The sequence below is a fragment of the Streptomyces roseofulvus genome, from assembly GCF_039534915.1.
In the GTDB taxonomy this organism is placed as follows: Bacteria; Actinomycetota; Actinomycetes; order Streptomycetales; family Streptomycetaceae; genus Streptomyces; species Streptomyces roseofulvus.
This window is the reverse complement of record NZ_BAAAWE010000001.1, coordinates 3,123,832-3,147,716: the sequence shown is the minus strand read 5'-3', so window position 1 is coordinate 3,147,716 and position 23,885 is coordinate 3,123,832. Positions and strand designations below refer to the sequence as shown.

The window sequence follows — 23,885 nt, the reverse complement described above, 5'->3', positions numbered from 1 at the left end:
CAAGCTGTGAGGTGGGGGATGGAGATTCGGATTCCCGGCACGAGTGCCCATGGATTGCACGACATTCTTGTGCAGGTGTGGCAGTCGGGGGCGCAGAACTTTCGGAGTGGGTGGGCCAAGGCCCTCGGTGTGGAGTGGGGCTCATCTGAATTCGCGCGTCGCCATGCTGAGGTCGCCGGCCTCCTCGCGGAGACCATCCAGCAACTACACGCACTGCCCGAGGCCCAGCAGGATCGGTACTCTCGCTACTTTCCGCAGTGGTGGACGGCTGTCGTTCAACCCGATCTGAGCTGGGCAGATGCGGGCCGTCCGGCCCGCGTATTGGTGACGCAGGAGACTCTTGATCACCTGGCGTCCGCCGCCGACCTGCTGCAGAGCGTGTTGGGAGGCACGCGTTCCGCTCCCGTCGGGTCCAACCTGGATGGCCTCAAAGAGAGTTGTGCCTCATGGTTGGACCTTCTCGCGCAGACTCCCGATGAGGAGCTTGCACCCATCGTGCGGGAAGAGATCGCGGCGCAGATCAGGCACCTCCTGTGGCTGATCGACAATGCCGAGCTCTTCGGCACTGCTCGAATCTCTCGCGAGGCAACATCTGTCATCGGCTCGATCGCGCAGGCGTCCACAGGGCTCACCGGCCAGGATCTGCAGACCGGCGGGAGGTGGCGGCGCGGATTTGTGGCGTTCGTCGCGGCGTCGGCCTTGCTTGCCACGGGCGCGACGCAGCTGCAGACGGCGATTGAGGCAGGTTCTGGTGTCGTCAAGGAGATCAGCCAGGTCGTCGAGAGTGTGACGCAGTAGCAGACTTATAGGTCGATGGGCTGTCAGCCAGTGGCGATCGTCGAGTAGGTCCACACGTCGGCGGGGAGCACATGCTGCAGTTTCCACGTGATCCCCATCGGCTTGCTGCCCTTGTGTGAAACGTACTCGGCCGGGCCTAGGAGCATCCATGGCTGGGGGCCGCCGATGTCAGTCTTCTTGTAGCGCCGGACGAAGAGGAGGACGTGGGAGCCATCTGCCTGGTGGTTCTGGTAGCGGCGACCTGTTGCTGAGCTGTCTGCGGTCCGGTTCTGGGACTCCCAGTGGAACAGGTGCTCACTCAGGGCGTAGTCGTGGTAGCGCGTTTGCGGGGAAAAGTCCTTCTCGTCCTTCTCCAGGGTGATGAACAAGGCATCCGCCTTGATGGAGTCGCACCACTTCACCCCCTCGCGGAAGTGCCCGGGGACATCGCGGTCTACTGAGGACTGTCCCAGGGCGGGCAGGATTTCCTCGCGGCTGTAGGAGGCATGGATGGTCAGCGGGAGGCCGGCGAGCGAGCCCTCCAAACGGATCGGGACGTGGTCGAGACGCTCCAAGGTGTAGGCCAGCACCTGTCGGAGTTCACTGCGGAAGTAACGCTGTGGACGGAGCGACTCCAGGCCCTCCTCGTAACTGCGGAAACCACTGAGCGGCCAGAGTGAGAAGTAGAGCATGCGGGCGAACGCTTGGTCGCGGTCGCTCAGGTCGCCGTAGCGGGGGGCATCGTCCTGAAGAATCGCGGAGTACGCCGCGATCCGCTCGGGGTCGTCCGCATGGTGGAACGCTGACACACGCTTCAGGAGTGTCTCTTCACCTTCGGGCGCTGCCTTCGGGAGCAACGCGGCGCGACGGAGGAGGCCGGTCCACGAGTTGCCGTTACCTCGGTAGATCTCCTTGAGCTCTCGACCGCTCTCGTGTAGGTACGCCGAGAGTTGCGGTACGCCATACCGCCTGACCTCCTGCGCAAGCTGTGTGACGTTGACGCCGATCTGGCTGCGAATATTGTCGATGATCAGTTCCTTGGCCTTCGACTCAAGGATGATCTGACAGCCCGACGGGAGCTGTGGGAAGTCGCGCTCGATGTTGGCCAGGAGGCGGTTGCGGGTCAGGTTCGTGAGGGCTCGGAACTGCTCCTCGAAGCGGAACTCCTTGCGGTGCTGTCCGATGAAGTCCAGCACGGTGAGGACGGCCTTGTTCTGCGTGCGACGCAGGCCGCGGCCCAGTTGTTGGAGGAAGACCGTGGCGCTTGAGGTCGGGCGCAGCAAGAGGAGCGTGTCAACGTCAGGGATGTCCAGCCCTTCGTTGAAGAGGTCAACCGAGAAGATCACTTGGACTTCGCCGGCGCGCAAGGCTGCCAGCGCGTTCCTGCGTTCCTCTTGAGGTGTCTCGCCCGACAGCGCAACGGCCCTGAGGCCAGCACGTCGGAAGAACTCGGCCATGAAGTCGGCGTGAGCGACGGAGACGCAGAAGCCGAGCGCGCGCATGGCTCCTGGGTTTGCCACCTTGTCCCGGACGGCCTGGACGACAAGCCGTGCCCTGGCGTCATTGCCGGTGAACACCCCGCTGAGGGCCGACGAATCGTAGGCACCGCGCTTCCACTCGATGGCACTGAGGTCGGTGTTATCGGTGATTCCGAAGTAGTGGAACGGGCTCAGGAGATCGTTCTCCAGCGCTTCCCACAGGCGCATCTCCGCTGCGATGCGGCCGTCGAAGAACTCGTCTTGGACGTTCCGGCCGTCCATGCGCTCCGGGGTCGCAGTGAGCCCAAGGAACTCCAGAGGGCGGAAGTGCTGGATGATCTTCTGGTAGGTCGACGAGACTCCGTGATGGAACTCGTCGATCACGATGACGTCGAAGTGGTCGGGAGCCAGTTGCTCCAGCCTCTGCGCCTTCAGGGACTGCACGCTGGCAAAGACGTGCTTCCACCCCTCAGGTACGAGCCCACTGTGCAGCTCCTCCCCGAAGTTGGCGTCGACGAGAACGTCCTGATATGTACGCAGCGACTGGCGCAGGATTTCCTGGCGATGGGCGACGAACAGCAACCGGAGGTCGCGGCCGTGCTGCTGTCGGAGGTGCTTGTAGTCCAACGCGGCCATGACGGTCTTCCCGGTACCCGTGGCCGCGACGAGGAGATTGCGGTGCCGGTCGTGGACCTCTCGCTCCACCTGGAGACGTTCCAGCATGTCTCGCTGGTGCGGGTACGGCCGTACTTCCAACCCGGACAGGGTGATGCCCTGAGTCGTTCCCGTCCCTGCTCCCTTGCCGGGCCCCGCGGCTACATGGAGCGCTTCACTGAGGCGTCCGGCGTCACGGTCGGGGTCGTACGTTTCGAAGGCCGGATCGCTCCAGTAGGAGTCGAAGGTGGCCTCGAACTTGCGGATGGCGTCCGGAGTCGCGACGGACGAGAGGCGTACATTCCACTCCAGCCCGTCCAACAGGGCGGCCTTGGACAGGTTGGAGCTCCCGACATACGCGGTGTCGTATCCGCTGTCTCGGCGGAAGAGCCATGCCTTGGCGTGCAGACGGGTCGAGCGGAGTTCGTAGTTGACCTTGACCTCTGCGTCGAACTGCCGGACGAGACGATCGAGCGCCTGACGCTCGGTGGCTCCGATATAGGTCGTCGTGATCACCCGTATGGGGACGCCTCGGGCATGCGCTGCTTCGAGCGACTGCTCAATCACGCGTAGGCCATGCCACTTCACGAAGGCGCAGAGGAGATCCACTCGATCGGCCGTCGCGAGCTCTGCTCGCAGCTCGAAACCCAGGCTGGGGTCCTCTGGGGCGTTCGTGAGGAGTGCGGCTTCGGCCAGCGGGGTTGCAGGGCGGATCCGGTAGGCGCCTTCGGCTTCTTGCTTCGAGACGGCAAGGAGCTGACGTGGACCGTCGGCGACGAGTTCGATCCACTCGCGAGCACCTTCGATGGTGTTCATCGATTCGAGGACGTGATTGGCCACGTGCACGTGATCCGACGGGGGCAGTCCCTCCAGAACGCGACGCACCGTGTCGGCTACATGCTTTGCGAGGACGCGGGGTGAGGAGTGGGGGCCGACGGTGTCGTCGATGGCATGCCAGCCCTGCTCTGCAAGGTTCTTGAGTTGGGCTTCGAGCCGCAGGGTCATCAACTGCTCATAAAGCCCCGACACCGGCCCACTGGGGCTCGACAGCTCACTCATTGCTTCCCCTCCCTGGTCAACCTGCCCCATTGGTATCAGGTGCCAGGGACTGCCTCGGCGAGACGCAGTCCCAGTGGACTGATCACTCGGCCCCGTGGCACTCCCCGTACGTCCGCTCCGAGCCGCACCAGCATGGGGCCGTGGTCAGTGGGGGCCAGGGGATGGCTCGGGCTCGGGCGGCGAGGGTGGTGGTGTATTGGGGGAGGAGGTCGGCGTTGGCGGGGGAGGAGGTCTCCGAGGCGGCGAAGGCTTCGTAGGAGGGGACCGTGGCGCGGACGATGCCGAGGTTGGGGGTGCCGGCCGCGGCGAGTTCTCGGAGGGAGGCTTCGATGTCCGTCAGGTGGGCCCGGTAGGTGGGGTACTCCGTCTCCAGTTCCGGGTACGACGCGAGGAGTTCCGTCAGTTCGGCTTCCGGCCAGTGGAGGACCGCCACCGGGAAGGGGCGGGAGAGGGCCGTGCGGTAGGTGCCGAGTTCGGCGCGGAGGCGGGTGATCTCGGCCTGGAGTTCGGCCGGGTCGTCGGAGCCCAGGGACCAGAGGCGTTTCGGGTCGTGGAGTTCGTCCAGGGGGATCGGGCCGGGGTGCAGGCGGTCCGCCCGGGTGTCCCAGGTGTCGTGGTCGCGGGCCAGCATGCGGCGGACTCGGTGGCGGGTGGTGAGGAGGGAGATCGTGGGGTGGGGGAGTTCCGGAGTGTCCGTCGCGAGGAGCGTCGCCGCCTCCGTGAGGGTCGCCTCCGCCTCCTCCAGTTCGTCGTGGGCCTCCAGGGTCTCCGCGACGATCTCCCACGGGGGCGCCTCCGACGGGCGGGCGCGGCGTACGCCGTCGATGATGGCCCTCGCCTCGGCCTCGTGCCCGTACTCCCACAGGTTCGCCGCCTTCAACGCGCGGATCAGGTGCGGGGCGGCCGGGTCGCCGGACAGCAGGTCGTCGTAGAGGGCCGTCGCGCCCGGGCGGTCGTCCGCGAGTTCCAGGTGGGCCGCGGCCTGGAGCAGCAGGGGCTCCCGGTCGCCGGGGTACTGCGCGGCGGTGCGCAGCAGACGGTCGGCTTCGGCGGTGTGGGCTGCAGGCGTGTCGGAGCGCATGCCCTTCACCGTACTGCTGTACGGCCCTGGAGAGTTGGCGCCGCAGCGCTTATCGTGCCGGGCGTGCGGGGCAGGGGGCGGGAGAGGGTGCCGGTCGTCGTCCAGGCGCGCTCGGGGCGCCATGGGCTCGCCCGCGTGCTCTGGATCGCCGCCGAGGCCGTCGTCACCTGCGGTGTTCTCATCCTGTTGCTCGTCGTCCACCAGCTGTGGTGGACCAACCAGCAGGCCCGCGCGGAGGCCGGGGAGCAGGTGGCCCGGCTGGAGCGGGAGTGGGACATCTCTCCTCCCGTCGTCGAGTCGTCGGCCTCCCCGTCCACGGCCGCCTCGGCTTCGCCTTCCGCCGTGCCTTCCGTTTCCGCCTCAGCCTCCGCCTCCGCTTCGGCCGCGCCTTCCCGGGCGTCCGCCCCGTCCGTCTCCCCGCCGCCCTCCGGCGCGGCCTTCGCCGTGCTCCGCATCCCCCGGATCGGGCTGACCGTGCCCGTCGCCCAGGGGATCTCCAAGAGCAAGGTGCTCGACAAGGGGTACGTCGGCCACTACCCCGGCACCGCCGCGCCCGGCCGGCCCGGGAACGTCGCGCTCGCCGGGCACCGGAACACGCACGGCGAGCCGTTCCGGTACGTCAACCGGCTGCGGAAGGGCGACGAGATCGTGCTGCGGACGCGGGAGGGGACGTACACCTACCGCGTCGACCAGATCCTGCCGGTCACCTCGCCGCGCGACACCGGCGTCATCCAGCCGGTGCCCCGGTCGATCGTCAAGCCCTCGTACGGCTACTCCCGGGCCGGTTCGTACCTCACGCTCACCACCTGCACGCCCGAGTTCACCTCCCGCTACCGGCTCATCGTCTGGGCGACCCTGCGACGGTGAGCGCCGCGCCCGCCAGGGCGAGGGCCGCGGCGGCCGTCACGGCCGCGTCCGGGCCCGCCGCCGAGAGGGCGAGCATCAGGGCCACGCCCGCCGCCGAACCGAGGTACCGGGCCGTGTTGTTCGCGCCCGAGCCCATCGCCGCCCGCTCGGGCGGGACCGAGTCGACCGCGAGGCGGGGGAGCGCGGCGTTCAGCAGGCCGCTGCCCGCGCCCGCCACCACCAGGCCGGCGATCAGGCGCGGCCAGGGAAGGTCGGGGGAGTCGAGGGCGCCGAGGAGGGCGAGGGTGCCGGCCGCCGACAGGACGAAGCCGAGGGCGAGTTGGTACGGGGCCGAGATCCGGCCCGCGAGCCTGCGGGCCTGCAGCGCGACCACGAACGACGTGCCCGACCAGAGGAGGAAGAGCCAGGCCGTCGCCAGCGGCGCCATCCCCGCGCCGCGCTGGAGCAGCACCGAGACCACGCTGAACAGGCCGATCACCGCCAGTCCGGTGAAGAGCGCCCCCAGCGCCGCGACCCGGAAGTCCGGCCTCCGCAGCAGCCCCAGGTCGATCATCGGCTGCGCCGCGCGGCGCTCCACCAGCAGGAACAGGGCGGTGAGCGCCACCGCCGCCAGCAGGAGCGCGCCGATCACCGGGCGCAGCCAGCCGTCCCGGCCCAGCGTCAGGGCCGTCAGCAGTGCCGCCATCGCGAGGGCGAGCGTCGTCGCGCCCGCGAGGTCGGGGCGGCTGCCGGCGCCCGGAGCCGAGGGGGTACGGGATCCCTCCGGGCGGGAGGGCGTAGCGGCGCCCGCCGGGCCGGAGGGCGTACCGGCTCCCGCCGGACCGGGCCTGTCGGCGGGCGTACCCGCTCCGGCCGGGCCGGCGAGCGTGCGGGCTCCCGCCGCCGCCGTCAGGACGGTCGCCGCGCCCAGTGCCGCGTACGCCAGGCGCCAGTCCAGCAGGCTGAGCGCGCCCGTCACGAGCGGGCCCAGGGCGATCCCGCCGCTCACCGACGCGCCCCAGATGCCGGTGGCCCGGATCCGGTCGCGGCCCGACGGGTACGCGTCGGCGAGCAGGCCCAGGCTGCCCGCGAGGACGGCGGCGCTGGCCGCGCCCTGGGCGATCCGGGCCGCGGTGAAGAGCGCCGTCGAGCCGGTGAAGGCGCCGAGCGCGGTCGTGACGCCGAGGGCGAGCGTGCCGAGCAGGAAGACCCGGCGCCGGCCGTGCGCGTCGGCCAGCGTACCCGCCACCAGGAGCAGCGCGGCGAGGCCCAGCGGGGTGCCGTTGAGCAGCCACGCCTGCGCCGAGGACGGCGTCCCGAACGCCTCCGCCGTCGCCGGGAGGGTCAGCATCGGCGCCGTGTAGTTCATGAGCGCGAGGGCGGTGGCGATGCCGGTGACGGCGAGGGTGGCGGGGCCGGGGGAGCGGGCGGGGGCGGTGGCGCGTGGGGGAGCGGAGCGGGCTGTTCGCACGGGGGGCCTCCACCCGGGAGAGAGGGGGAACGAGTGGGTTCGGTGATTGAACCCTCGGGATCCGCACCCTACCCTCCTCGGTTCGTTGAATGAACCCCCTTCGGTACGCTGGTGGCATGGCCCTCGGCAAGGACTACGCCCAGCAGCAGTGCTCGATCGCCCGCGCCCTGGAGGTCGTCGGCGAGCGCTGGACCCTCCTCGTGGTGCGCGACGCCTTCTACGGCGTCCGCCGCTACAGCGACTTCCTCGCCCACCTCGGCGCCCCCCGCGCCGTCCTCGCCGGCCGCCTCCAGGCCCTCGTCGACGCCGGTGTCCTGGACCGCCGCCGCTACCAGGACTCGCCGCCCCGCGACGAGTACGTCCTCACCGACCGCGGCCTCGCCCTCTGGCCCGTCCTGTGGGCCCTCGGCGCCTGGGGGAGGGCCGAGATCCCCGGCACCCTCCCCATGCGGCGCTTCCACCACGCCGTCTGCGGCACCGAGCTGGACCCGCGCGCCGCGTGCCCGGCCTGCCGCGTGCCCGTCGCCCCCGCCGACATCGAGATGCGGCCCGGCGACGGGCTCGACCCCGACCCCGCCGACCCCGTCGCCCGGGCGCTGCTCGCGCCGCGCCGACTGCTCACGCCGCTGGAACCGACGGCTGCGTGAGGGGATCCGGCGGTTCTCCGCGACGACGCCGGGAACTCTCTCGTACGGCCGTTCGTCCTACCCGACGGACAGCGAAGAGCGGGGAACGGGGGGCGTGATGAGCGGGAGTCTGGTCCTGCGGCGAGTCGCGCCCCTCGTTCTCCTCCCGGTCCTCCTCGTGATCGCCTTCGCGGGGCTCGTCCTCGCCGACGGCTCCGGTTCGGGCTCCGTCTCCGCGACCGTCGTCGCCGCCGTCTCCGCCGCCTCCGCCGTCGTCTGCGGCCTGATCGGCGTCCGTACGGCTCCGGCCGCGCCGTCCGCGCTCATACGCACCGCGCTGCGCGACCGGGCCCGGCGTACGGCCTTCCTCCCGCAGCGCGACCCCGACGCCGCCGGCCGCCGCCGGCCCCGGGCACCCGGACGTCCCCTCCCGACGGCCGCGTAGGGTCCTCACCGCACGCGTAAGCACTGCACGCGCACCGCCACACGCGGAAGCACCGCACGCGCAGCGCCACACGCGCAAGCACCACACGCCAAGCACCGCGCACGCGAGAGCACCCCCTCGCGCGGTCCGTCATGCCGTGACCCACCGTCCCCGGCACGACGAACCCCGGAGGGTTCCCTTGTCCGTCTTCCCGTCCCCCGTCCTCGACGCCTTCTCCGACCTCGTCGGGCGCCTCGCCGCGCTCCTCCAGCCCGCCTTCGGCGGCGCCTCGACCGCCGCCGCCGTCATCCTCCTCACCGCCCTCGTCCGGCTCGCCGTCCATCCCCTCTCCCGCGCCTCGGTCCGGGGCCAGCAGGCCCGGGTCCGGCTCGCGCCCCGGGTCGCCGCGCTGCGCGAGAAGCACAGGAACCGTCCGGAGCGGCTCCAGCGGGCGATCCTGGAGCTGCACGCCGAGGAGAAGGTCTCGCCGTTCGCCGGGATCCTGCCGAGCCTGCTCCAGGTGCCCGCCTTCCTCCTCCTGTACTCCCTCTTCTCCTCCGGCGACCGGATGGCCGGGCACGGCCTGCTGGCCGCGCCGCTGGACGCGCGGTGGGCCGACGCCCTCGACGACGGCGGGCCCTTCGGGCCGGCCGGGCTGGTCTACCTCGCGCTCTTCGCGGTGACCCTCGGCGTCGCCGCGTACCAGTACCTGCGCACCCGCCGGGAGATGGCGGCGGCGCCCGGCGGGAGCGCCCCCGCGGCCCTGGGGCGGGTGCTGCCGCTGCTCTCCTTCGGGGCGGTCGTCACCGCCGCCGTCGTCCCGCTGGCGGTCGCGCTCTACCTCGTCACCAGCACCACCTGGTCCGCCGTCGAGCGGGCGCTGCTCATGCGGCGGCCGCCGGCGCCCGGCGTCGCTACCCGTGCGTAAGGGTCCGCAGGCTGAACGGGGTCTTGCGGGCTGAACGGGAGTCTTGGAGGATCGGACGATCCTCCGATGGCCGCACTCCATCGGCCGGGGCACCGAAGGGCCTCCCCCGGGCCCACCTCGACCACAGGGAGAAGACCATGAAGCTGCTGCGAGTCGGCCCGCCGGGCGCCGAGCGCCCCGCCCTCCTCGACGGGGACGGGACCCTCCGTGACCTGTCCTCCTTCACCGACGACGTCGACGGACGGCTGCTCTCGGACACCGCCACCCTCGACCGGATCCGGGCCGCCGCCGAGGCCGGGGTGCTGCCCGCGTACGGCGGCTCCGGCGACCCCACCGGGCTGCGGGTCGGCCCGCCGGTCGGCCGGATCGGCAAGGTCGTGTGCATCGGGCTGAACTACCACGGTCACGCCGCCGAGACCGGCCAGGCCACCCCGGCCGAGCCGGTCGTCTTCCTCAAGGCCGCCGACACCGTCGTCGGCCCGGACGACACCGTGCTCGTGCCGCGCGGCTCGGTGAAGACGGACTGGGAGGTCGAGCTGGCGATCGTCATCGGCCGGACCGCCCGCTACCTGGAGACCGACGAGGAGGCCCTGGCGCACGTCGCCGGGTACGCGCTCGCGCACGACGTCTCCGAGCGCGAGTTCCAGATCGAGCGCGGCGGCACCTGGGACAAGGGCAAGAACTGCGAGACCTTCAACCCGCTCGGGCCCTGGCTCGTCACCGCCGACGAGGTGCCCGACCCGCAGGACCTCACCCTGCGCCTGTGGGTGAACGGCGAGCTGAAGCAGGAGGGGCACACCTCGGACCAGATCTTCCCGGTCGCCGAGGTCGTCCGGTACGTCAGCCGCTTCATGACCCTCTACCCGGGCGACGTCATCAACACCGGCACGCCCGCCGGCGTCGCCATGGGGCAGCCCGACCCCAAGCCGTACCTCCGCCCCGGTGACGTCGTCGAGCTGGAGATCGAGGGTCTGGGCCGCCAGCGCCAGGAACTGAAGAGCGCCTGACCCGTCCGGCTCCCGGGCCCTGTCCAGCGCCTGACAGGCCCCGCGCCTCGCCCGGCGCCTGACCCGTCCGGCCCCGGACCCGGTCCAGAGTCCGGACCCCGTCCAGAGTCCCGGACCCGTCCGAAAGAGCGGCATCCCGCGTGGGGTGCCGCTCTTTTCGTACCCTTTTATGCATATTGCGGCACATGGAACCTGTGAAGACCGCACGCGTCCCCCGCCGCAGAGCCCGCCTCGTCCTCTCCGCCGCGACGGCCGTCGTCGCCGCCGGCGCCCTCGTCGGCGGCCTGGCCGCCACCGGCGCCGCCGACCCGCTGCCCGGCGGGCTCGGCCCCTGCAAGCCGGGCACGTGCCCGCCCACGTACCCCGACATCAACAACGGCGGCGTGCAGTGGCGCGACAACGGCGTCAACGTCTTCGTCGGCGGCGACTTCCTGGTCCGCGAGGCCGCCGCCGAGGCCGAGGGCAAGGTCGTCGTCCTCGGCGGCTTCGACCAGGCCAAGCGCGCCGGCGTCTCGGCGGTCTACAACGTCGGCGTCGCCGGCGTCGGCTCGCGCGTCGTCCCCGACAACGGCACCGCCTTCCTCAGCGTCGGCAAGAACATCACCGTCGCCGCCGGGCAGCGCCTCCTCACCGAGGAGGGCTCCGTCACCGGGAAGACGGTGTACGCGGGCAACGTGACCGGCACCGTGATCCCGGCGCCCGTCAAGGACGCCGCCGCCGTCGCCCCGTACACCGCCCTGCGCGGCGAACTCACCGCCGCCAGCCAGTGCTACGCGTACGTGAAGGGCGCCTCCCGCACCCCCACCGGCACGGCCGTCAACAACGGCTCCGAGACCCTCTTCACCGGCGACGGCACCTCCGCGCTCCAGGTCTTCACCGTCGACTTCGACCTGGAGTCGGCGAGCGGCGGGCAGCAGGGCATCCGCTTCGAGAACATCCCCGCGAACGCGACCGTCCTCGTCAACGTCCTCGGGGACGACCGGACCATCGACTCCTACATCGGCGGCCTGCCGGGGCTCCGGGACCGGCTGCTGTGGAACTTCCCCGACGCGACCCGGGTCACGTTCGAGGGGACCGCGCAGTTCGCGGGCAGCGTGCTGATCGGCAACCAGGCCAGCACCGCGACCATCACCATGCCGGGCATGAACGGACGGTTCTTCACCACCGGCGACCTGACCCACGCGTCCGAGCCGGGCGGGGGCGGCGGCCAGGAGATCCACAACTACCCGTTCGACGGCGACCTGCCGTCCTGCGACGAGGACACCCCGACCCCGACCCCGACGGAGCCGACCCCGACGCCCACCGAGCCGACCCCGACCCCGACGGAGCCGACCCCGACCCCGACCGACCCCACGCCGACCCCCACCGAGCCGACCCCCACCGAGCCCACGCCGACCGAGCCGACCCCCACCGAGCCGACCCCGACCCCCACCGAGCCCACCCCCAGCCCGACGGAATCCACTGACGGCGGACTCACCACCGGTGGCGACTCGGGTGGCGACTCGGGCGGTGACTCGGGCGGTGATTCCGGCGGTGACACGGGTGGCTCCGACAGCGGCGGTGGCTCCGACGGCGGTTCCGACGGCGGTTACGGCTCCGACGGCGGCTACGGCGACGACAGCGGCGGGACCGGCGGCCACCACGGCGGCGGCCCGGGCGGTGGCGGGGAACTCCCCGAGACCGGCGCCGGCACCGGGAAGGCCGTCATGGGCGTGACGGCCGCCGGCCTCGCCCTCGGCGGCGGCGTGCTCGTCGCCGTCAGCCGCCGGCGCCGTCGGGCGCGGGGCGCAGCCTGACCGTGACGCCCTCGCGGGCCGACCGCCGTGCCGCCTCCAGGACGTCCAGGGCGGCGGCGGCCTCGTGCGCGGTCACCGGGTTCGGGCCGGTGCCGCGCACGGCGGCAGCGACGGCCGCGTAGTACGCCGGGTAGTCCCCGGGCACCGACTCGACGGGCGTCCCGCCGCCGGTCAGCGGGGACTCCCCGGAGCCGAGCCGGCCCCACAGGGCCTCGGGCTCCACGCCCCAGGCCGTGCCGGGGCCGGGCCGCAGCCCCTCGCGGAGCGCCGCCTCCTGCGGGTCGAGCCCGTACGTCACGAAGCCGGCGCGCTGCCCGAGCACCCGGAAGCGGGGGCCGAGCTGGGCGGCGGTGGCGCTCACGTACAGGTGGGAGCGGACGCCGTTCGCGTGGGTGATCGCCACGAAGGTGTCGTCGTCGGCCTCCGCGCCCGGCCGGCGCACGTCCGACTCGGCGTAGACGGAGACGGCGGGGCCGAAGAGGACCAGGGCCTGGTCGACGACGTGGCTGCCGAGGTCGTACAGGAGCCCGCCGATCTCCTCCGGGGCGCCGGACTCGCGCCAGCCGCCCTTCAGGCGCGGCCGCCACCGCTCGAAGCGGGACTCGAAGCGCTGGACCTCGCCCAGCTCGCCCTCGTCGAGGAGGCGGCGGAGGGTGAGGAAGTCGCTGTCCCAGCGCCGGTTCTGGAAGACGGACAGCAGCAGCCCGCGCTCCTCGGCCAGCTCCGCGAGACCGCGCGCCTCGGCGGCGGTCGGCGCGAGCGGCTTGTCGACGACGACCGGCAGCCCCGCCCTCAGCGCGGCCTCGGCGATCGGGACGTGGGTCTTGTTGGGGGAGGCGACCACGACCAGGTCGAGTTCCGGACCCCCGTCGGCCCAGAGGTCCTCCGGCCGGGCGAGCACCTGGACGCCGGGGTGGGCGGCCCGCGCCTCGGCGGCGCGCTCCGGGTTTCCGGTGGTGACGGCGGTGAGCGTCAGGTCGGGGGAGGCGGCGATCAGCGGGGCGTGGAAGACGGAGCCCGCGAGCCCGTAGCCGACGAGACCGACGCGGAGGGGGAGGGGGGTCGTGAGGGGGGTCATGCACAGCACTTAAGCAACGCTGTTGCCAAAGTGCAAGCAGGGGGCAGAATGGCCCGGTGACGGTGATGACGAGAGACCCCGGCGGCGGAGCCAACCTGTCGGCGCTGCGCGGCCACAACGCGGCGCTCGTGCTCGACCTGCTGCGCACGGCGGGGGAGGAGGGCATCAGCCGCCTCGAACTGGCCGCCCGCACCGGTCTCACCCCGCAGGCCGTCAGCAAGATCACCGCCCGGCTGCGCGCCGAGGGGCTGGCGGCGGAGGCCGGCCGCCGCGCCTCCACCGGCGGCAAGCCCCGGACCGTCCTGCGCCTCGTGCCCACCGCCGCGTACGCCGTCGGCGCCCACCTCGACCGCGACGGCCTGACCCTGGCCCTCACCGACCTCACCGGCACCCCCGTCGCCGTCCGCCACCTCCCCCTGACCCTCGCCGCCGGCCCCGACCCGGTCCTCGCGACCGTGACGGAGGAGGTACGAGCGCTGCTGACGGCGGCCACGGCCGCGACCACGGAGACGGTGCCGGGTGCGGGTGCGGGTGCGGGTGCGGGTGCGGAGGCGGAGGCGGACGGCGCGGGTACGGCGGCGGGCCCCGAGCCGGCGGCCGCCGTGCCCGTCCTCGGGGTCGGGCTCGCCATGCCCGGGCCGCTGGACCACCGGCGGGGGGTGCCGGGGCGGGTGACGGGGGCGCCGGTGTGGGACGGCTTCCCGGTACGGGAGGAGCTGGCGGCGCGCCTCGGGCTGCCCGTCACGCTCGACAAGGACACCAACGCCGCCGCCCTCGGCCTCGCCGTCCGCCCGGGCGCGCCCCGCTCCTTCGCCTACGTCCACCTCGGTACGGGGCTGGGCGCGGGCCTCGTCGTCGGCGGCGCCCCGCTGCGGGGCGAGCGGACGGGCGCCGGCGAGCTCGGCCACCAGACGGTCCAGCTCGACGGGCCGGTGTGCGACTGCGGCGCGCGCGGCTGCCTGGAGGTGCTGTGCCTCGCGGCGGTGGCCGGGGGAGAGCTGCCCGAGGCCGCGCGGATCCTCGGCACCGGCGCGGCGAACCTGGTCCGGCTCCTCGACATCGACCGGGTCCTGCTCGGCGGCCGGGTGGTCCTCGCGGCGCCCGGGGTCTTCGCGGAGGGGGTGGCCGCCGTGCTGGCCGGCCTCCGCCTCCCGACCCCGGTCGAGGTGACGACCGCCCCGCACGCCGTGGCGCGGGGCGCGGCCCAGCTCGTCCTGGCCCCGGTCTTCGGCCTGGCGCCGACGGCGGAGCCGCGCTCCCCGGTCCCGCGGTCCCCGGTCCCGCGGTCCCCGGTCCCGCGTTCATCGGACAGTCCGACCATAGGCTGATCGGGCGGATTCGGCGGTCCGGCCGGGGCACCCGGGAGTGTCGCCGCCCGCCGCGGGCCGGACGGCGTGGCAGCGTCGCGGGCGATCCGTACGTCCGCGAGCACGAAGGCACCCGCACATGGCACCCGACCCCCGGCCCCTGCGCAGCGCCCCCGCCCTCGCGGCCGTGGCCGTCACCCTGACGCTGACCCTCCCACCCGCCTCCGCCGCTGCCGCCCCCGCGCCCGCCCCGGCGTGCGGCGACGCCGCCGACGCCGGGTTCCCGCTCGACACGCGGATCCACGGCGGGCCCGCCGACTATCCCGCCGGAGGATCCTTCCGGGCCTGGGAGCTGGAGGTGCGGAACACCACCGGCAGCCCCTGCACCGGGGTGCATCCGGTGCTCGTCCTGGCCGACGAGGAGCGCGTGCTGAAGCCCGAGCAGATCCGCCTGGAGTTCTACGACGCGGCGGCCGAGCGGTGGCGGGCGGTCGCCTTCGAGGCGACCGAGGAGGCCGAGAGCGTCGGCGCGTTCACCGGCTTCGGCGGCTTCGCCGTGCCCGCCCGACGGGCCGTCACCGTGCCGGTCCGGATGGCCTTCCGGGCGGACGCCGTACCCGAGGAGGTCGTCGTCAACGCCGCGCTCGTCCAGCGCCGGGGCGCCGACGGCGACTGGGTCGGCCGCTCCGACGACTACCGCCTGACGATCGGCCCGCCCGACCCGGCGGACCCCCCGGCCCCCACCGCCACGCCCCCGCCCACCCCGGCCCCCACGGCCGCCCCCACCCCCTCGCCCGACGGGACCGCGCCGCCCCGCACCGGCACCACCGCCCCCCGCCCCCGCCCCGAACTCGCCCACACGGGGCCGGAGGACGCCGCCGCCGCCCTCGCCCCCTGGGCGGCGGCCCTCGCCCTCGCCGGCGCCCTCCTCACCCGCGCCGCCCGCCGCCTCGGCGTCCGCCCCCGCCGCTGACCGGCGCGGCACTCGCCGTACCCCCGTCCGCCGCCCCGACGAGCCGTCCGCCCCGACGGGCCGTCCCCCCCGACGAGCCGTCCGTCCCCCGGCGAGCCGTCCGCCCCGACACGTCGTCCGCGCCGCCGAACCGGCGGGACACCCGCCGTACACCCTCCCGTTCACCCCCGTCTGCGACGATCCCCGGATGAACCAGCACCACGCCCCGAGCACCCCGAGCGCCCCCGGCGCCCCCGTCCGTTCCGGCGTCCCGGAGCACGGCCGGGTGCCCAAGTACTACGCCGTGAAGGCGCGACTCGCCGTCCTCGTCGACGAGTTGGGGGAGGGGGGCGCGCTGCCCACCGAGCGCGACCTCGCCGTCCGCTACGAGGTGTCCCGGGAGACCGTCCGGCAGGCCCTGCGCGAACTCCTCCTGGAGGGGAGGCTGCGCCGGCAGGGGCGGGGCACGGTCGTCGCCGGCCCCAAGCTCGAACAGCCGCTCTCCCTCGCCAGCTACACCGAGGGCGTCCGCCGCCAGGGCCGCCGCCCCGGCCGCAGCATCGTCTCCCTCGACCGCTTCCCCTGCCCCGACGCCCTCGCCCCCGAGGTCGGCGTCGCGCCCGGCGCGCCCGTCTGGCACATGGAGCGGGTGCTGCTCGCCGACGACGAGCGGGTCGGCCTGGAGAGCACGTACGTCTCCGAGGCCCGGGTGCCGCGCCTCGACAGCGACTTCGACCCCGACTCCTCCTTCTACGGCTACCTCCGCGACCGGCTCGGCATCACCTTCGGTGACGCCGACGAGCGGATCGAGACCGTCCTCGCCACCCCCCGCGAGGCGCTGCTCATCGGCACCCCGCCGGCCCTGCCGATGCTGCTCCTGCACCGCGTCTCCCGCGACGAGCAGGGGCGGCCCCTGGAACGGGTCCGCACCCTCTACCGCGGCGACCGGTTCTCCTTCACCGCCCACCTCGGCCGCCAGGACGCCTGACCGGACCCCGACCGGGCCAGGCCCGTACATCACGAGAAGGTAACGGGTCTAGTCCAAGCTTGTCGGGCCGTTCACCGTCCCGTCGTCCGCGCGACCGGCCCGGGTCACCCACCGCCCCGAGCGTGGACGGCATGAAGGTGATCGTCGTAGGAGCCGGCGTGGTGGGCACCATGCACGCCTGGCAGGCAGTGGAACGCGGCCACGAGGTCGTACACATCGAGCGCGAGGCCGAGGCGCGCGGAGCCTCCCTGAGGAACTTCGGCCAGATCTGGGTCAGCGGCCGCGCGGGCGGCGAGGAGCTCGACACCGCCCTGCGCGCCCGCGAGCTGTGGGAGGGCGTCGGCGCCCGCGTCCCGGGCCTCGGCTTCCGGGCGAACGGTTCCCTCACCCCCGTCCGGGGCGCGCTGGAACTGGCCGTCGCCGAGGCGGCCGTCGCCCGCGCGGACGCCGCCGCGCGCGGCTACAAGCTGCTCACCCCCGACGAGGCCCGGGCGGTCAACCCGGCCCTGCGCGGCGCCTTCGACGCCGCCCTCTGGTGCGAGCGGGACGCCGCCGTCGAGCCGCGCACCGCGCAGCTCGCCCTCCGCGCCGCGCTCCTCGCCACCGGCCGCTACACCTTCCTCCCGGACCGCGAGGTCCGCGAGGTCGTCGGCGAGCACGCCGTCCGCGACGACCACGGCGAGCTGCACAGCGGCGACGCCGTCGTCCTGTGCACCGGCGCCTGGCTCTCCGGCCTGGTCCGCGAGGTCGCCGGACCGGTCCCGGTCCGCCGCGTCCGCCTCCAGATGATGCAGACCGCCCCCCTCGGCGAGCCCCTGACGACCTCCGTCGCCGACGCCGACTCCTTCCGCTACTACCCGGCCTACGCGTCGGGCGCCCTGGACGCGCTCAACGCCGGCCAGGCGCAGGACCCCACCGCCGCCGCCCACAGGATGCAGCTGCTCATGGTGCAGCGCCTCGACGGCGGACTGACCATCGGCGACACCCACGAGTACGAGCACCCCTTCGCCTTCGACACCGTCGAGGACCCCTACGAGCACCTGGTCCGCGTCGTCGAGTCGCTGCTCGGCCGCCCGCTGCCGCCGATCCGCCGCCGCTGGGCCGGCGTGTACGCGCAGTGCGTGGACACCACCCGGGTCGTCCACCGGCAGCGGGTACGGGACGGGGTCTGGCTCGTCACCGGACCCGGCGGCCGCGGCATGACCTGCTCGCCCGCCATCGCCGAGACGACCGCGAACGAACTGGGCTGGTGAAGCGTCAGATGACAGACATGAACCTGATCGTCCTCGACATGGCCGGCACCACCGTCGCCGACGACGGCCTCGTCGAACGGGCCTTCACGGCCGCCGCCGAACGCCTCGGCGAGGACCCGGCCACGATGATCGACCACGTCCGCGCCACCATGGGCGAGTCCAAGATCTCCGTCTTCCGCCACCTCCTCGGCGGCGACGAGACCCGCGCCCGGCAGGCCAACCTCGCCTTCGAGGAGGCGTACGGAGCCCTGGTCGCCGAGGGCCTGATCGCCCCCGTCCCCGGCGCCGCCGCGGCGATCGCCGAGCTGAGGGGCCAGGGCCGTACCGTCGTCCTCACCACCGGCTTCGCCCGCGCCACCCAGGACGCCATCCTCGACGCGCTCGGCTGGCGGGACCTCGCCGACCTCACGCTCTGCCCGGCGGACGCCGGCGGCCGGGGCCGGCCGTACCCGGACATGGTCCTCACCGCGTTCCTCCGCACCGGCGCCGCCGCCGACGTACGGCAGACGGTGGTCGCGGGCGACACGTCGTACGACATGCTCAGCGGCGTCCGGGCCGGCGCCGGGATCGTCGCCGGCGTCCTCACCGGCGCCCACGACAAGGCCGCGCTCACCGCGCACGGCGCCACCCACGTCCTCGGCTCCGTCACCGGACTCCCGGCTCTCATACGGGAGTACGAGTCGTGAGCAGCGGCATCCGCTTCGACGGCGTCTCCGTCGCCTACGGGGACACCACCGTCCTCGACGGGCTCACCCTCACCGTCGAACCCGGCGAGGTGATGGCCCTCCTCGGGCCCTCCGGCTCCGGCAAGACCACCGCCCTGCGCACCGTCGCCGGCTTCGTCCGGCCCTCCGCCGGCCGGGTGTGGATCGGCGACCGGGACGTCACCGACCTCCCGCCGTACCGGCGGGGCATCGGCATGGTCGTCCAGCAGTACGCGCTCTTCCCGCACCTGCGCGTGGACGAGAACGTGGCCTTCGGGCTGAAGGCGCGCAAGCACCCCAGGGCCGAGATCCCCGCGCGGGTCGCCGAGGCCCTGGAGATGACCGGGATGGGCGCCTACGCCCGGCGCCACCCCCGCGAACTCTCCGGCGGTCAGCAGCAGCGCGTCGCCATCGCCCGCGCCCTCGCCATCCGCCCCGACGTCCTCCTCCTCGACGAACCGCTCTCCGCGCTCGACGCCCAGCTCCGCTCCGGCATGCTCGGCGAGCTGGCCCGGCTCCACCGCGAACTCCCCGACGTCTCCGTCCTGTACGTCACCCACGACCAGGTCGAGGCGCTCACCCTGGCCGACCGGATCGCCGTCATGGACCAGGCCCGGCTCCAGGACTGCGGCACCCCGCAGGAGCTGTACCGGCGGCCCCGCACCGCCTTCACGGCCTCCTTCGTCGGCAACGCCAACCTGCTGCCGGTCCGGGTCGGCGCCGACGGCGTCGACTTCGCCGGCACCGCGCTGAAGGTCCCGGCCGGCGACGCGGCCCCCGGCGCCGCCGCCACCCTCTGCGTCCGCCCGCACCTCATCGGCCTCGGCGACGGACCCAACGCCCTGCGCGGCCGGATCGCCGAGGTCCAGTGGCGGGGCGCCACCCACAGGCTCTACGTGGACGTCGGCGGGCACCGCGTGAAGGCGGACGTGCGGGAGCTGCGGGACACACCGCCGCTGGGCCAGGAGATCACGCTGCACTTCGCGCCCGAGGACGCGGTGCTGCTGGCGGCGGGGGTGACCGATGGCTAGCGCCCGGGCCACCGCGCCGCCCGCCGCCGCGCCGCCGGTCGTCACGCCGCCGGTCGTCACGCCGGTCCGCCCGGCCCGGAGCCGTACCGTCCCCGCCTGGCTCTGGGCGCTGCCGCCCGTCGCCGTCCTCGGGCTCGTCTTCCTCTACCCGCTCGGTCTCGTCGTCCAGGAGTCGCTGGCACCCGGCGCGTACGCCGAGGTGTTCTCCTCGGCGTCCTTCCGGGACGCCCTGGTCACCACCGTGTGGCTCGCGGCCGGCGCCACCGTCGGCTGTCTCGTCCTCGGCTTCGTCCTCGCGCTGATCGTCGCCTTCGTGCCGTTCCCCGGGGCGAAGGCGGTCTCCCGGTTCATCGACGTCTTCCTCTCCTTCCCCTCCTTCCTCATCACCCTCGCCCTGCTCTTCGTGTACGGCACGGTCGGCATGGCCAACGGGCTGTGGACCGGCGTCACCGGCGCCGCCGACGGCCCCTTCCACTTCCTGACGACTCCCTGGGGCGTGCTCCTCGCCGAGATCACGTACTTCACGCCCTTCGTGATGCGGCCGCTGCTCGCCGCCTTCTCCCAGCTGGACACCGCGCAGCTGGAGGTGGCGTCCTCGCTCGGCGCCCGGCCCGCGAGGATCGTGCGGCGGGTGATCCTCCCCGAGGCGCTGCCCGCCCTCGCGGCCGGCGGCAGCCTGGTCCTCGTCATGTGCCTCAACGAGTTCGGGATCGTCCTCTTCACCGGCGCCAAGGGCGTCACCACGCTCCCGATGCTCGTCTACTCCAAGGCCATCCTCGAATCCGACTACGCCGCCGCCTGCGTCGTCGCCGTCGTCAACGTCGCGCTCTCCGTGGGCCTCTACGCCGTCTACCGGGTGGTGAGCAAGCGTGCTGGTGCATAGCCGTACCGGACGGTGGGCGTCCTGGATCGTCTTCGCGGTCCTCTTCGTGCCGCTCTTCGCCGTCCCCCTCCTCGTCATCGTCGCCGCCTCCTTCTCCACCCACTGGTCCGGCGCCCTCCCCTCCGGGCCGACCACCGAGCACTACACGGCGGCCGTCCGCGGCGAGTCCCTCCAGGCCCTGACGACCAGCCTCGTCACCGCCGCCGCCGCGAGCCTCCTCGCGCTCACCCTCGGCACCTGGGCCGCGCTCGCGGCCGCCGCCCTGCGCGGCAGGGGCCGCCGGGCGCTCGACGCCCTCTTCGTGCTGCCGCTCGCCGTGCCGTCGGTGGTCGTCGGCCTCGCCGTCCTGGTGGCCTTCTCCCGGCCGCCGCTGCTCCTCAACGGCACCCGCTGGATCGTGATCCTCGCCCACACGGTGCTGGTCACGGCCTTCGCCCACCAGTCGGTCTCGGCGGCGATCCGCCGCCTCGACCCGATGTACGAGCAGGCGGCGGCCGGACTCGGCGCCCGCCCCTCGTACGTCCTGTTCCGGGTCAGGCTGCCGCTGCTGCTGCCCTCGCTGAGCGCCGCCGCCGGGCTCTGCTTCGCCCTGTCCATGGGGGAGCTGAGCGCCACGATGATGCTCTACCCGCCGGACTGGACGCCGCTGCCGGTGCTGGTCTTCACCGCCACCGACCGCGGCTCCCTCTTCACCGGATCGGCGCTGGCCGTCGTCCTCATGGCCACGACCCTGCTGGTCCTGCTCGCCGTCTCCCGCATCCGTACCAAAGCCTCGTACCGATAGCCCTCACGCCAGGAGAAGAACGACGTCATGCTGACGTACGCCAAGCCGGTCGCCGCCGTCACCGGTGCCCTCGCCCTCGCCGCCTCCCTCACCGCCTGCGGAGGCTCCTCCGCCGCCTCCGACGAGAAGGTCGTCACCGTCTACAGCGCCGACGGCCTCAAGGGCGAGAAGGGCGACGGCTGGTACGACAAGGTCTTCGCCGACTTCGAGAAGGAGACCGGCATCACGGTGAAGTACGTGGAGGGCGGCTCGGGGGAGATGGTCCAGCGGGCCCTCCGCGAGAAGTCGAACACGCAGGCCGACGTGATCGTCACCCTCCCGCCCTTCATCCAGCAGGCCGGCTCCAAGGGCCTCCTGCAGAAGTACACCCCGAAGGGCGCCGACCAGGTCGACGGCGCCGACAAGGCCGCCGACGGCTCCTGGACCTCCGTCGTCAACAACTACTTCGGCTTCATCCACAACAAGAAGGAGCTGCCGCAGGCGCCCGGCACCTGGGAGGCCCTGCTCGACAAGAAGTTCGAGAACAGGCTGCAGTACTCCACGCCCGGCGTCGCCGGCGACGGCACCGCCGTCCTCATCAAGGCCATGCACGACTTCGGCGGCCAGGCGCCCGCCATGGAGTACCTGAAGAAGCTCCAGGCCAACAACGTCGGCCCGTCCTCCTCCACCTCCAAGCTCGCCCCCAAGGTCGACAAGGGCGAACTCCTCGTCGCCAACGGCGACGTGCAGATGAACTTCGCCCAGGCCAAGTCCATGCCGAACCTCGCCCTCTGGTTCCCGGCCAAGGAGGGCGGCAAGCCCACCACCTTCGCCCTGCCCTACGCGGCCGGCCTGGTCGACAAGGCCCCGCACACCGAGAACGGGAAGAAGCTGCTCGACTTCCTGCTGAGCGAGGGCGCCCAGCGCGAGGTCAGCGCCGTCGGCGGCGGCTTCCCGGCCCGCAAGGACATCAAGACCACCGACGCCAACGCCATCGAGCTGGCGAAGCTCATCGAGGGCGTCGAGATCTTCGAGCCGGACTGGGCCGACATCGACAAGAACCTGTCCGCCTACGTCGACGCGTGGAAGTCCGCGACCGGCAGCTGAGAGTTCACCGCACGTCCCCTCGACCCCCGCCGCAGATAGCGGAAAGATAACGGGTACGGACCAACGCCCCCGAGGAATCGGGGGCGTTGGTGTGCGTCCGTCCCCTTCTCCCCTTCCCCGGAGGACTCCGACATGCCGCTCCCCGGCATCTCCCGCCGCACCGTGCTCGCCGCGACCGCCGCCGGCACCGCCCTCGCCGCCGGCGGACTCGCGACCGCCCCCGCCGCCCACGCCGCCGCGCCGACGCTCCCGAACGGCACCAGCCTCGACAAGGTCCTCGTCGTCGGCATGGACGGCCTGCGGTACGACCGGATCGACGCCGCCCAGGCCCCCACCCTCAAGTCCCTGATGGCGAACGGCACCTACGGCCGCTCCCTGCTCTACGCCAACCCGATGGCCGCCACCTCCTCGGGCCCCGGCTGGTCGACGATCTCCACCGGCGTGTGGCCCGACAAGCACGGCGTCAGGGACAACACCTTCACCGGCAAGAACTACGCCAAGTACCCCGGCTTCCTGGCCCGTCTGCACCAGGTCCGCCCCGAGCTGTCGCTCTTCGCCGCCGTCGACTGGCCCGAACTCGACACCCACGGCACCGTCACCCCCGGCGCCGACGCCAAGCTCGTCTACGACAACGACTACGTGGTCAACGACAAGCTGATCACCGACATCACCGAGGACGTCCTGCGCCACCAGAACCCGGACGTCCTCTTCGTCTACTTCGGCGAGACCGACGAGATCGGCCACAACCACGGCGCCGCCAGCCAGAAGTACCTGGACGCCATCGACGTCCAGGACGGCTACCTCGGCCGGCTCCTCGCCGCGATCCGGGCCCGTCCCGCGTACGCCTCCGAGCGGTGGACCGTCCTCGTCACCACCGACCACGGCCACACCGACGCCGGCGGCCACGGCGGCTCCGCCATCGAGGAGCGCCGCACCTTCGTCCTCGCGCAGGGACCCGGCATCGCCGCCGGAGCCCGCCCCATCGACACCCGGCTCGTCGACGTCGCCGCGACCGTCTTCCGCCAGCTCGGCATCGCCCCCGACCCGTCCTGGGGCCTCGACGGCAAGCCGATCCAGGAGCGCTCCACCGACCCCTTCGACTCGCTGTACGGCTCGCTGGGCGGCCGGGTCGACGAGACCGGCATCCCCGCCGGCGTCCTGGGCTTCACCCACACCCCGCCCAGCGGCTGGTCCGTCGTCAACAACGCCATGGGCACCGGCGGCACGACCGAGTGGCGCGGCTGGTCCTTCGCCACCGACGAGTTCTGGTCCCGCACCCAGCGCGACCAGTCCCGCGAGCTCAACGTCCGCGCCCGCGGCGTCTTCGCCGTCGCCGACTCCGACGAGTGGGCGGACAAGAGCTTCTCCGGCGCGTACGACACCACCCTGGTCACCCCGGCGTACGCGGTCGGCGGCGCCGCCCGCGTCACCCTCGGCTTCACCACCTTCTACCGCCAGGAGGGCGCCCAGACCGCCCAGGTCCTCGCCTCCTTCAACGGCGGCACCCCGACCGTCGTCAAGAGCTACACCTCCGACGTGGTCTCCCAGCCCCAGTCGCTCACCGTCGCGGTCCCCGCCGGCGCGTCGAACGTCAGCTTCCGCTTCCGCTACACCGGTGCCAACAACTGGTACTGGACGATCGACGGGGTCACGGTGACGACTTCCTGACCTA

The 23,885-nt window shown here is 73.0% G+C and carries 21 protein-coding genes; 17 read left to right on the top strand and 4 right to left on the bottom strand.

The window, feature by feature from the left end:
• Positions 1 to 18: 18 nt before the first annotated feature.
• Positions 19 to 798 (top strand): hypothetical protein, encoded by a 780-nt coding sequence (locus ABFY03_RS14465; protein WP_346170071.1) that lies wholly within the window; start codon positions 19 to 21, stop codon positions 796 to 798.
• A gap of 23 nt (positions 799 to 821) precedes the next feature.
• On the opposite strand, the gene ABFY03_RS14460 is transcribed toward ABFY03_RS14465, so the two are convergent.
• On the bottom strand, positions 822 to 3,968 hold the full coding sequence (locus tag ABFY03_RS14460) for a DEAD/DEAH box helicase (protein ID WP_346170070.1): 3,147 nt from the start codon (positions 3,966 to 3,968) through the stop codon (positions 822 to 824).
• An 82-nt stretch (positions 3,969 to 4,050) separates the two neighbouring features.
• Complete coding sequence (locus ABFY03_RS14455; RefSeq protein WP_346170069.1) at positions 4,051 to 5,049, bottom strand: SEC-C metal-binding domain-containing protein; 999 nt, start codon at positions 5,047 to 5,049, stop codon at positions 4,051 to 4,053.
• A gap of 63 nt (positions 5,050 to 5,112) precedes the next feature.
• Here ABFY03_RS14455 and ABFY03_RS14450 point away from each other — a divergent pair, with 63 nt between their 5' ends.
• A complete protein-coding gene (locus ABFY03_RS14450; protein ID WP_346170068.1) occupies positions 5,113 to 5,916 on the top strand; it encodes a class E sortase in 804 nt (267 codons plus the stop codon).
• Here the strand turns inward: ABFY03_RS14450 and ABFY03_RS14445 are convergent.
• Entirely contained in the window at positions 5,888 to 7,366 is a 1,479-nt protein-coding gene (locus ABFY03_RS14445; RefSeq protein WP_346170067.1) for an MFS transporter, read from the bottom strand. The genes ABFY03_RS14450 and ABFY03_RS14445 overlap by 29 nt on opposite strands.
• 116 nt (positions 7,367 to 7,482) lie before the next feature.
• Between ABFY03_RS14445 and ABFY03_RS14440 the strand changes: the two genes are divergently transcribed.
• From ABFY03_RS14440 to ABFY03_RS14420, 5 genes are all read left to right on the top strand, one after another.
• Positions 7,483 to 8,013: a winged helix-turn-helix transcriptional regulator gene (locus ABFY03_RS14440; RefSeq protein WP_319010325.1), complete on the top strand. Its 531-nt coding sequence runs from the start codon at positions 7,483 to 7,485 to the stop codon at positions 8,011 to 8,013.
• 97 nt (positions 8,014 to 8,110) lie between these two features.
• Positions 8,111 to 8,437, top strand: a complete 327-nt coding sequence (locus ABFY03_RS14435) for a DUF6412 domain-containing protein (protein ID WP_319010326.1) — start codon at positions 8,111 to 8,113, stop codon at positions 8,435 to 8,437.
• A 178-nt stretch (positions 8,438 to 8,615) separates the two neighbouring features.
• Positions 8,616 to 9,344, top strand: a complete 729-nt coding sequence (locus tag ABFY03_RS14430; protein ID WP_346170066.1) for a YidC/Oxa1 family membrane protein insertase — start codon at positions 8,616 to 8,618, stop codon at positions 9,342 to 9,344.
• 137 nt (positions 9,345 to 9,481) lie between these two features.
• Positions 9,482 to 10,351: a fumarylacetoacetate hydrolase family protein gene (locus ABFY03_RS14425; RefSeq protein ID WP_319010328.1), complete on the top strand. Its 870-nt coding sequence runs from the start codon at positions 9,482 to 9,484 to the stop codon at positions 10,349 to 10,351.
• A 185-nt stretch (positions 10,352 to 10,536) separates the two neighbouring features.
• Positions 10,537 to 12,147 carry a choice-of-anchor A family protein gene (locus ABFY03_RS14420; protein WP_346170065.1) on the top strand — a complete coding sequence of 537 codons (1,611 nt, stop codon included), beginning with the start codon at positions 10,537 to 10,539 and terminating at the stop codon, positions 12,145 to 12,147.
• Here the strand turns inward: ABFY03_RS14420 and ABFY03_RS14415 are convergent.
• Complete coding sequence (locus tag ABFY03_RS14415; RefSeq protein ID WP_346170064.1) at positions 12,110 to 13,225, bottom strand: Gfo/Idh/MocA family oxidoreductase; 1,116 nt, start codon at positions 13,223 to 13,225, stop codon at positions 12,110 to 12,112. The genes ABFY03_RS14420 and ABFY03_RS14415 overlap by 38 nt on opposite strands.
• A gap of 65 nt (positions 13,226 to 13,290) precedes the next feature.
• Here ABFY03_RS14415 and ABFY03_RS14410 point away from each other — a divergent pair, with 65 nt between their 5' ends.
• The 10 genes from ABFY03_RS14410 to ABFY03_RS14365 all read left to right on the top strand — a co-directional run bounded on the left by ABFY03_RS14410 (position 13,291) and on the right by ABFY03_RS14365 (position 23,881).
• Entirely contained in the window at positions 13,291 to 14,553 is a 1,263-nt protein-coding gene (locus ABFY03_RS14410; protein ID WP_346172250.1) for an ROK family transcriptional regulator, read from the top strand.
• A 118-nt stretch (positions 14,554 to 14,671) separates the two neighbouring features.
• Positions 14,672 to 15,505 (top strand): hypothetical protein, encoded by an 834-nt coding sequence (locus ABFY03_RS14405; RefSeq protein ID WP_346170063.1) that lies wholly within the window; start codon positions 14,672 to 14,674, stop codon positions 15,503 to 15,505.
• A 187-nt stretch (positions 15,506 to 15,692) separates the two neighbouring features.
• Positions 15,693 to 16,472: a GntR family transcriptional regulator gene (locus tag ABFY03_RS14400; RefSeq protein ID WP_319011333.1), complete on the top strand. Its 780-nt coding sequence runs from the start codon at positions 15,693 to 15,695 to the stop codon at positions 16,470 to 16,472.
• 131 nt (positions 16,473 to 16,603) lie between these two features.
• Positions 16,604 to 17,725 (top strand): TIGR03364 family FAD-dependent oxidoreductase, encoded by a 1,122-nt coding sequence (locus ABFY03_RS14395; protein ID WP_319011334.1) that lies wholly within the window; start codon positions 16,604 to 16,606, stop codon positions 17,723 to 17,725.
• 8 nt (positions 17,726 to 17,733) lie between these two features.
• On the top strand, positions 17,734 to 18,411 hold the full coding sequence (locus ABFY03_RS14390) for a phosphonatase-like hydrolase (protein ID WP_346170062.1): 678 nt from the start codon (positions 17,734 to 17,736) through the stop codon (positions 18,409 to 18,411).
• Positions 18,408 to 19,460, top strand: a complete 1,053-nt coding sequence (locus ABFY03_RS14385; protein ID WP_319011336.1) for an ABC transporter ATP-binding protein — start codon at positions 18,408 to 18,410, stop codon at positions 19,458 to 19,460. The genes ABFY03_RS14390 and ABFY03_RS14385 overlap by 4 nt, the downstream gene beginning before the upstream one ends.
• Complete coding sequence (locus ABFY03_RS14380) at positions 19,453 to 20,343, top strand: 2-aminoethylphosphonate ABC transporter permease subunit (RefSeq protein WP_346170061.1); 891 nt, start codon at positions 19,453 to 19,455, stop codon at positions 20,341 to 20,343. Before ABFY03_RS14385 ends, ABFY03_RS14380 begins: the two co-directional genes overlap by 8 nt.
• Complete coding sequence (locus ABFY03_RS14375; protein ID WP_319011338.1) at positions 20,330 to 21,127, top strand: ABC transporter permease; 798 nt, start codon at positions 20,330 to 20,332, stop codon at positions 21,125 to 21,127. Before ABFY03_RS14380 ends, ABFY03_RS14375 begins: the two co-directional genes overlap by 14 nt.
• A 27-nt stretch (positions 21,128 to 21,154) precedes the next feature.
• The gene (locus ABFY03_RS14370; RefSeq protein WP_346170060.1) at positions 21,155 to 22,213 is read left to right on the top strand and encodes a 2-aminoethylphosphonate ABC transporter substrate-binding protein; all 1,059 of its coding nucleotides are present in this window, start codon (positions 21,155 to 21,157) and stop codon (positions 22,211 to 22,213) included.
• A gap of 132 nt (positions 22,214 to 22,345) precedes the next feature.
• Complete coding sequence (locus ABFY03_RS14365) at positions 22,346 to 23,881, top strand: alkaline phosphatase family protein (RefSeq protein WP_346170059.1); 1,536 nt, start codon at positions 22,346 to 22,348, stop codon at positions 23,879 to 23,881.
• Positions 23,882 to 23,885: the final 4 nt, after the last annotated feature.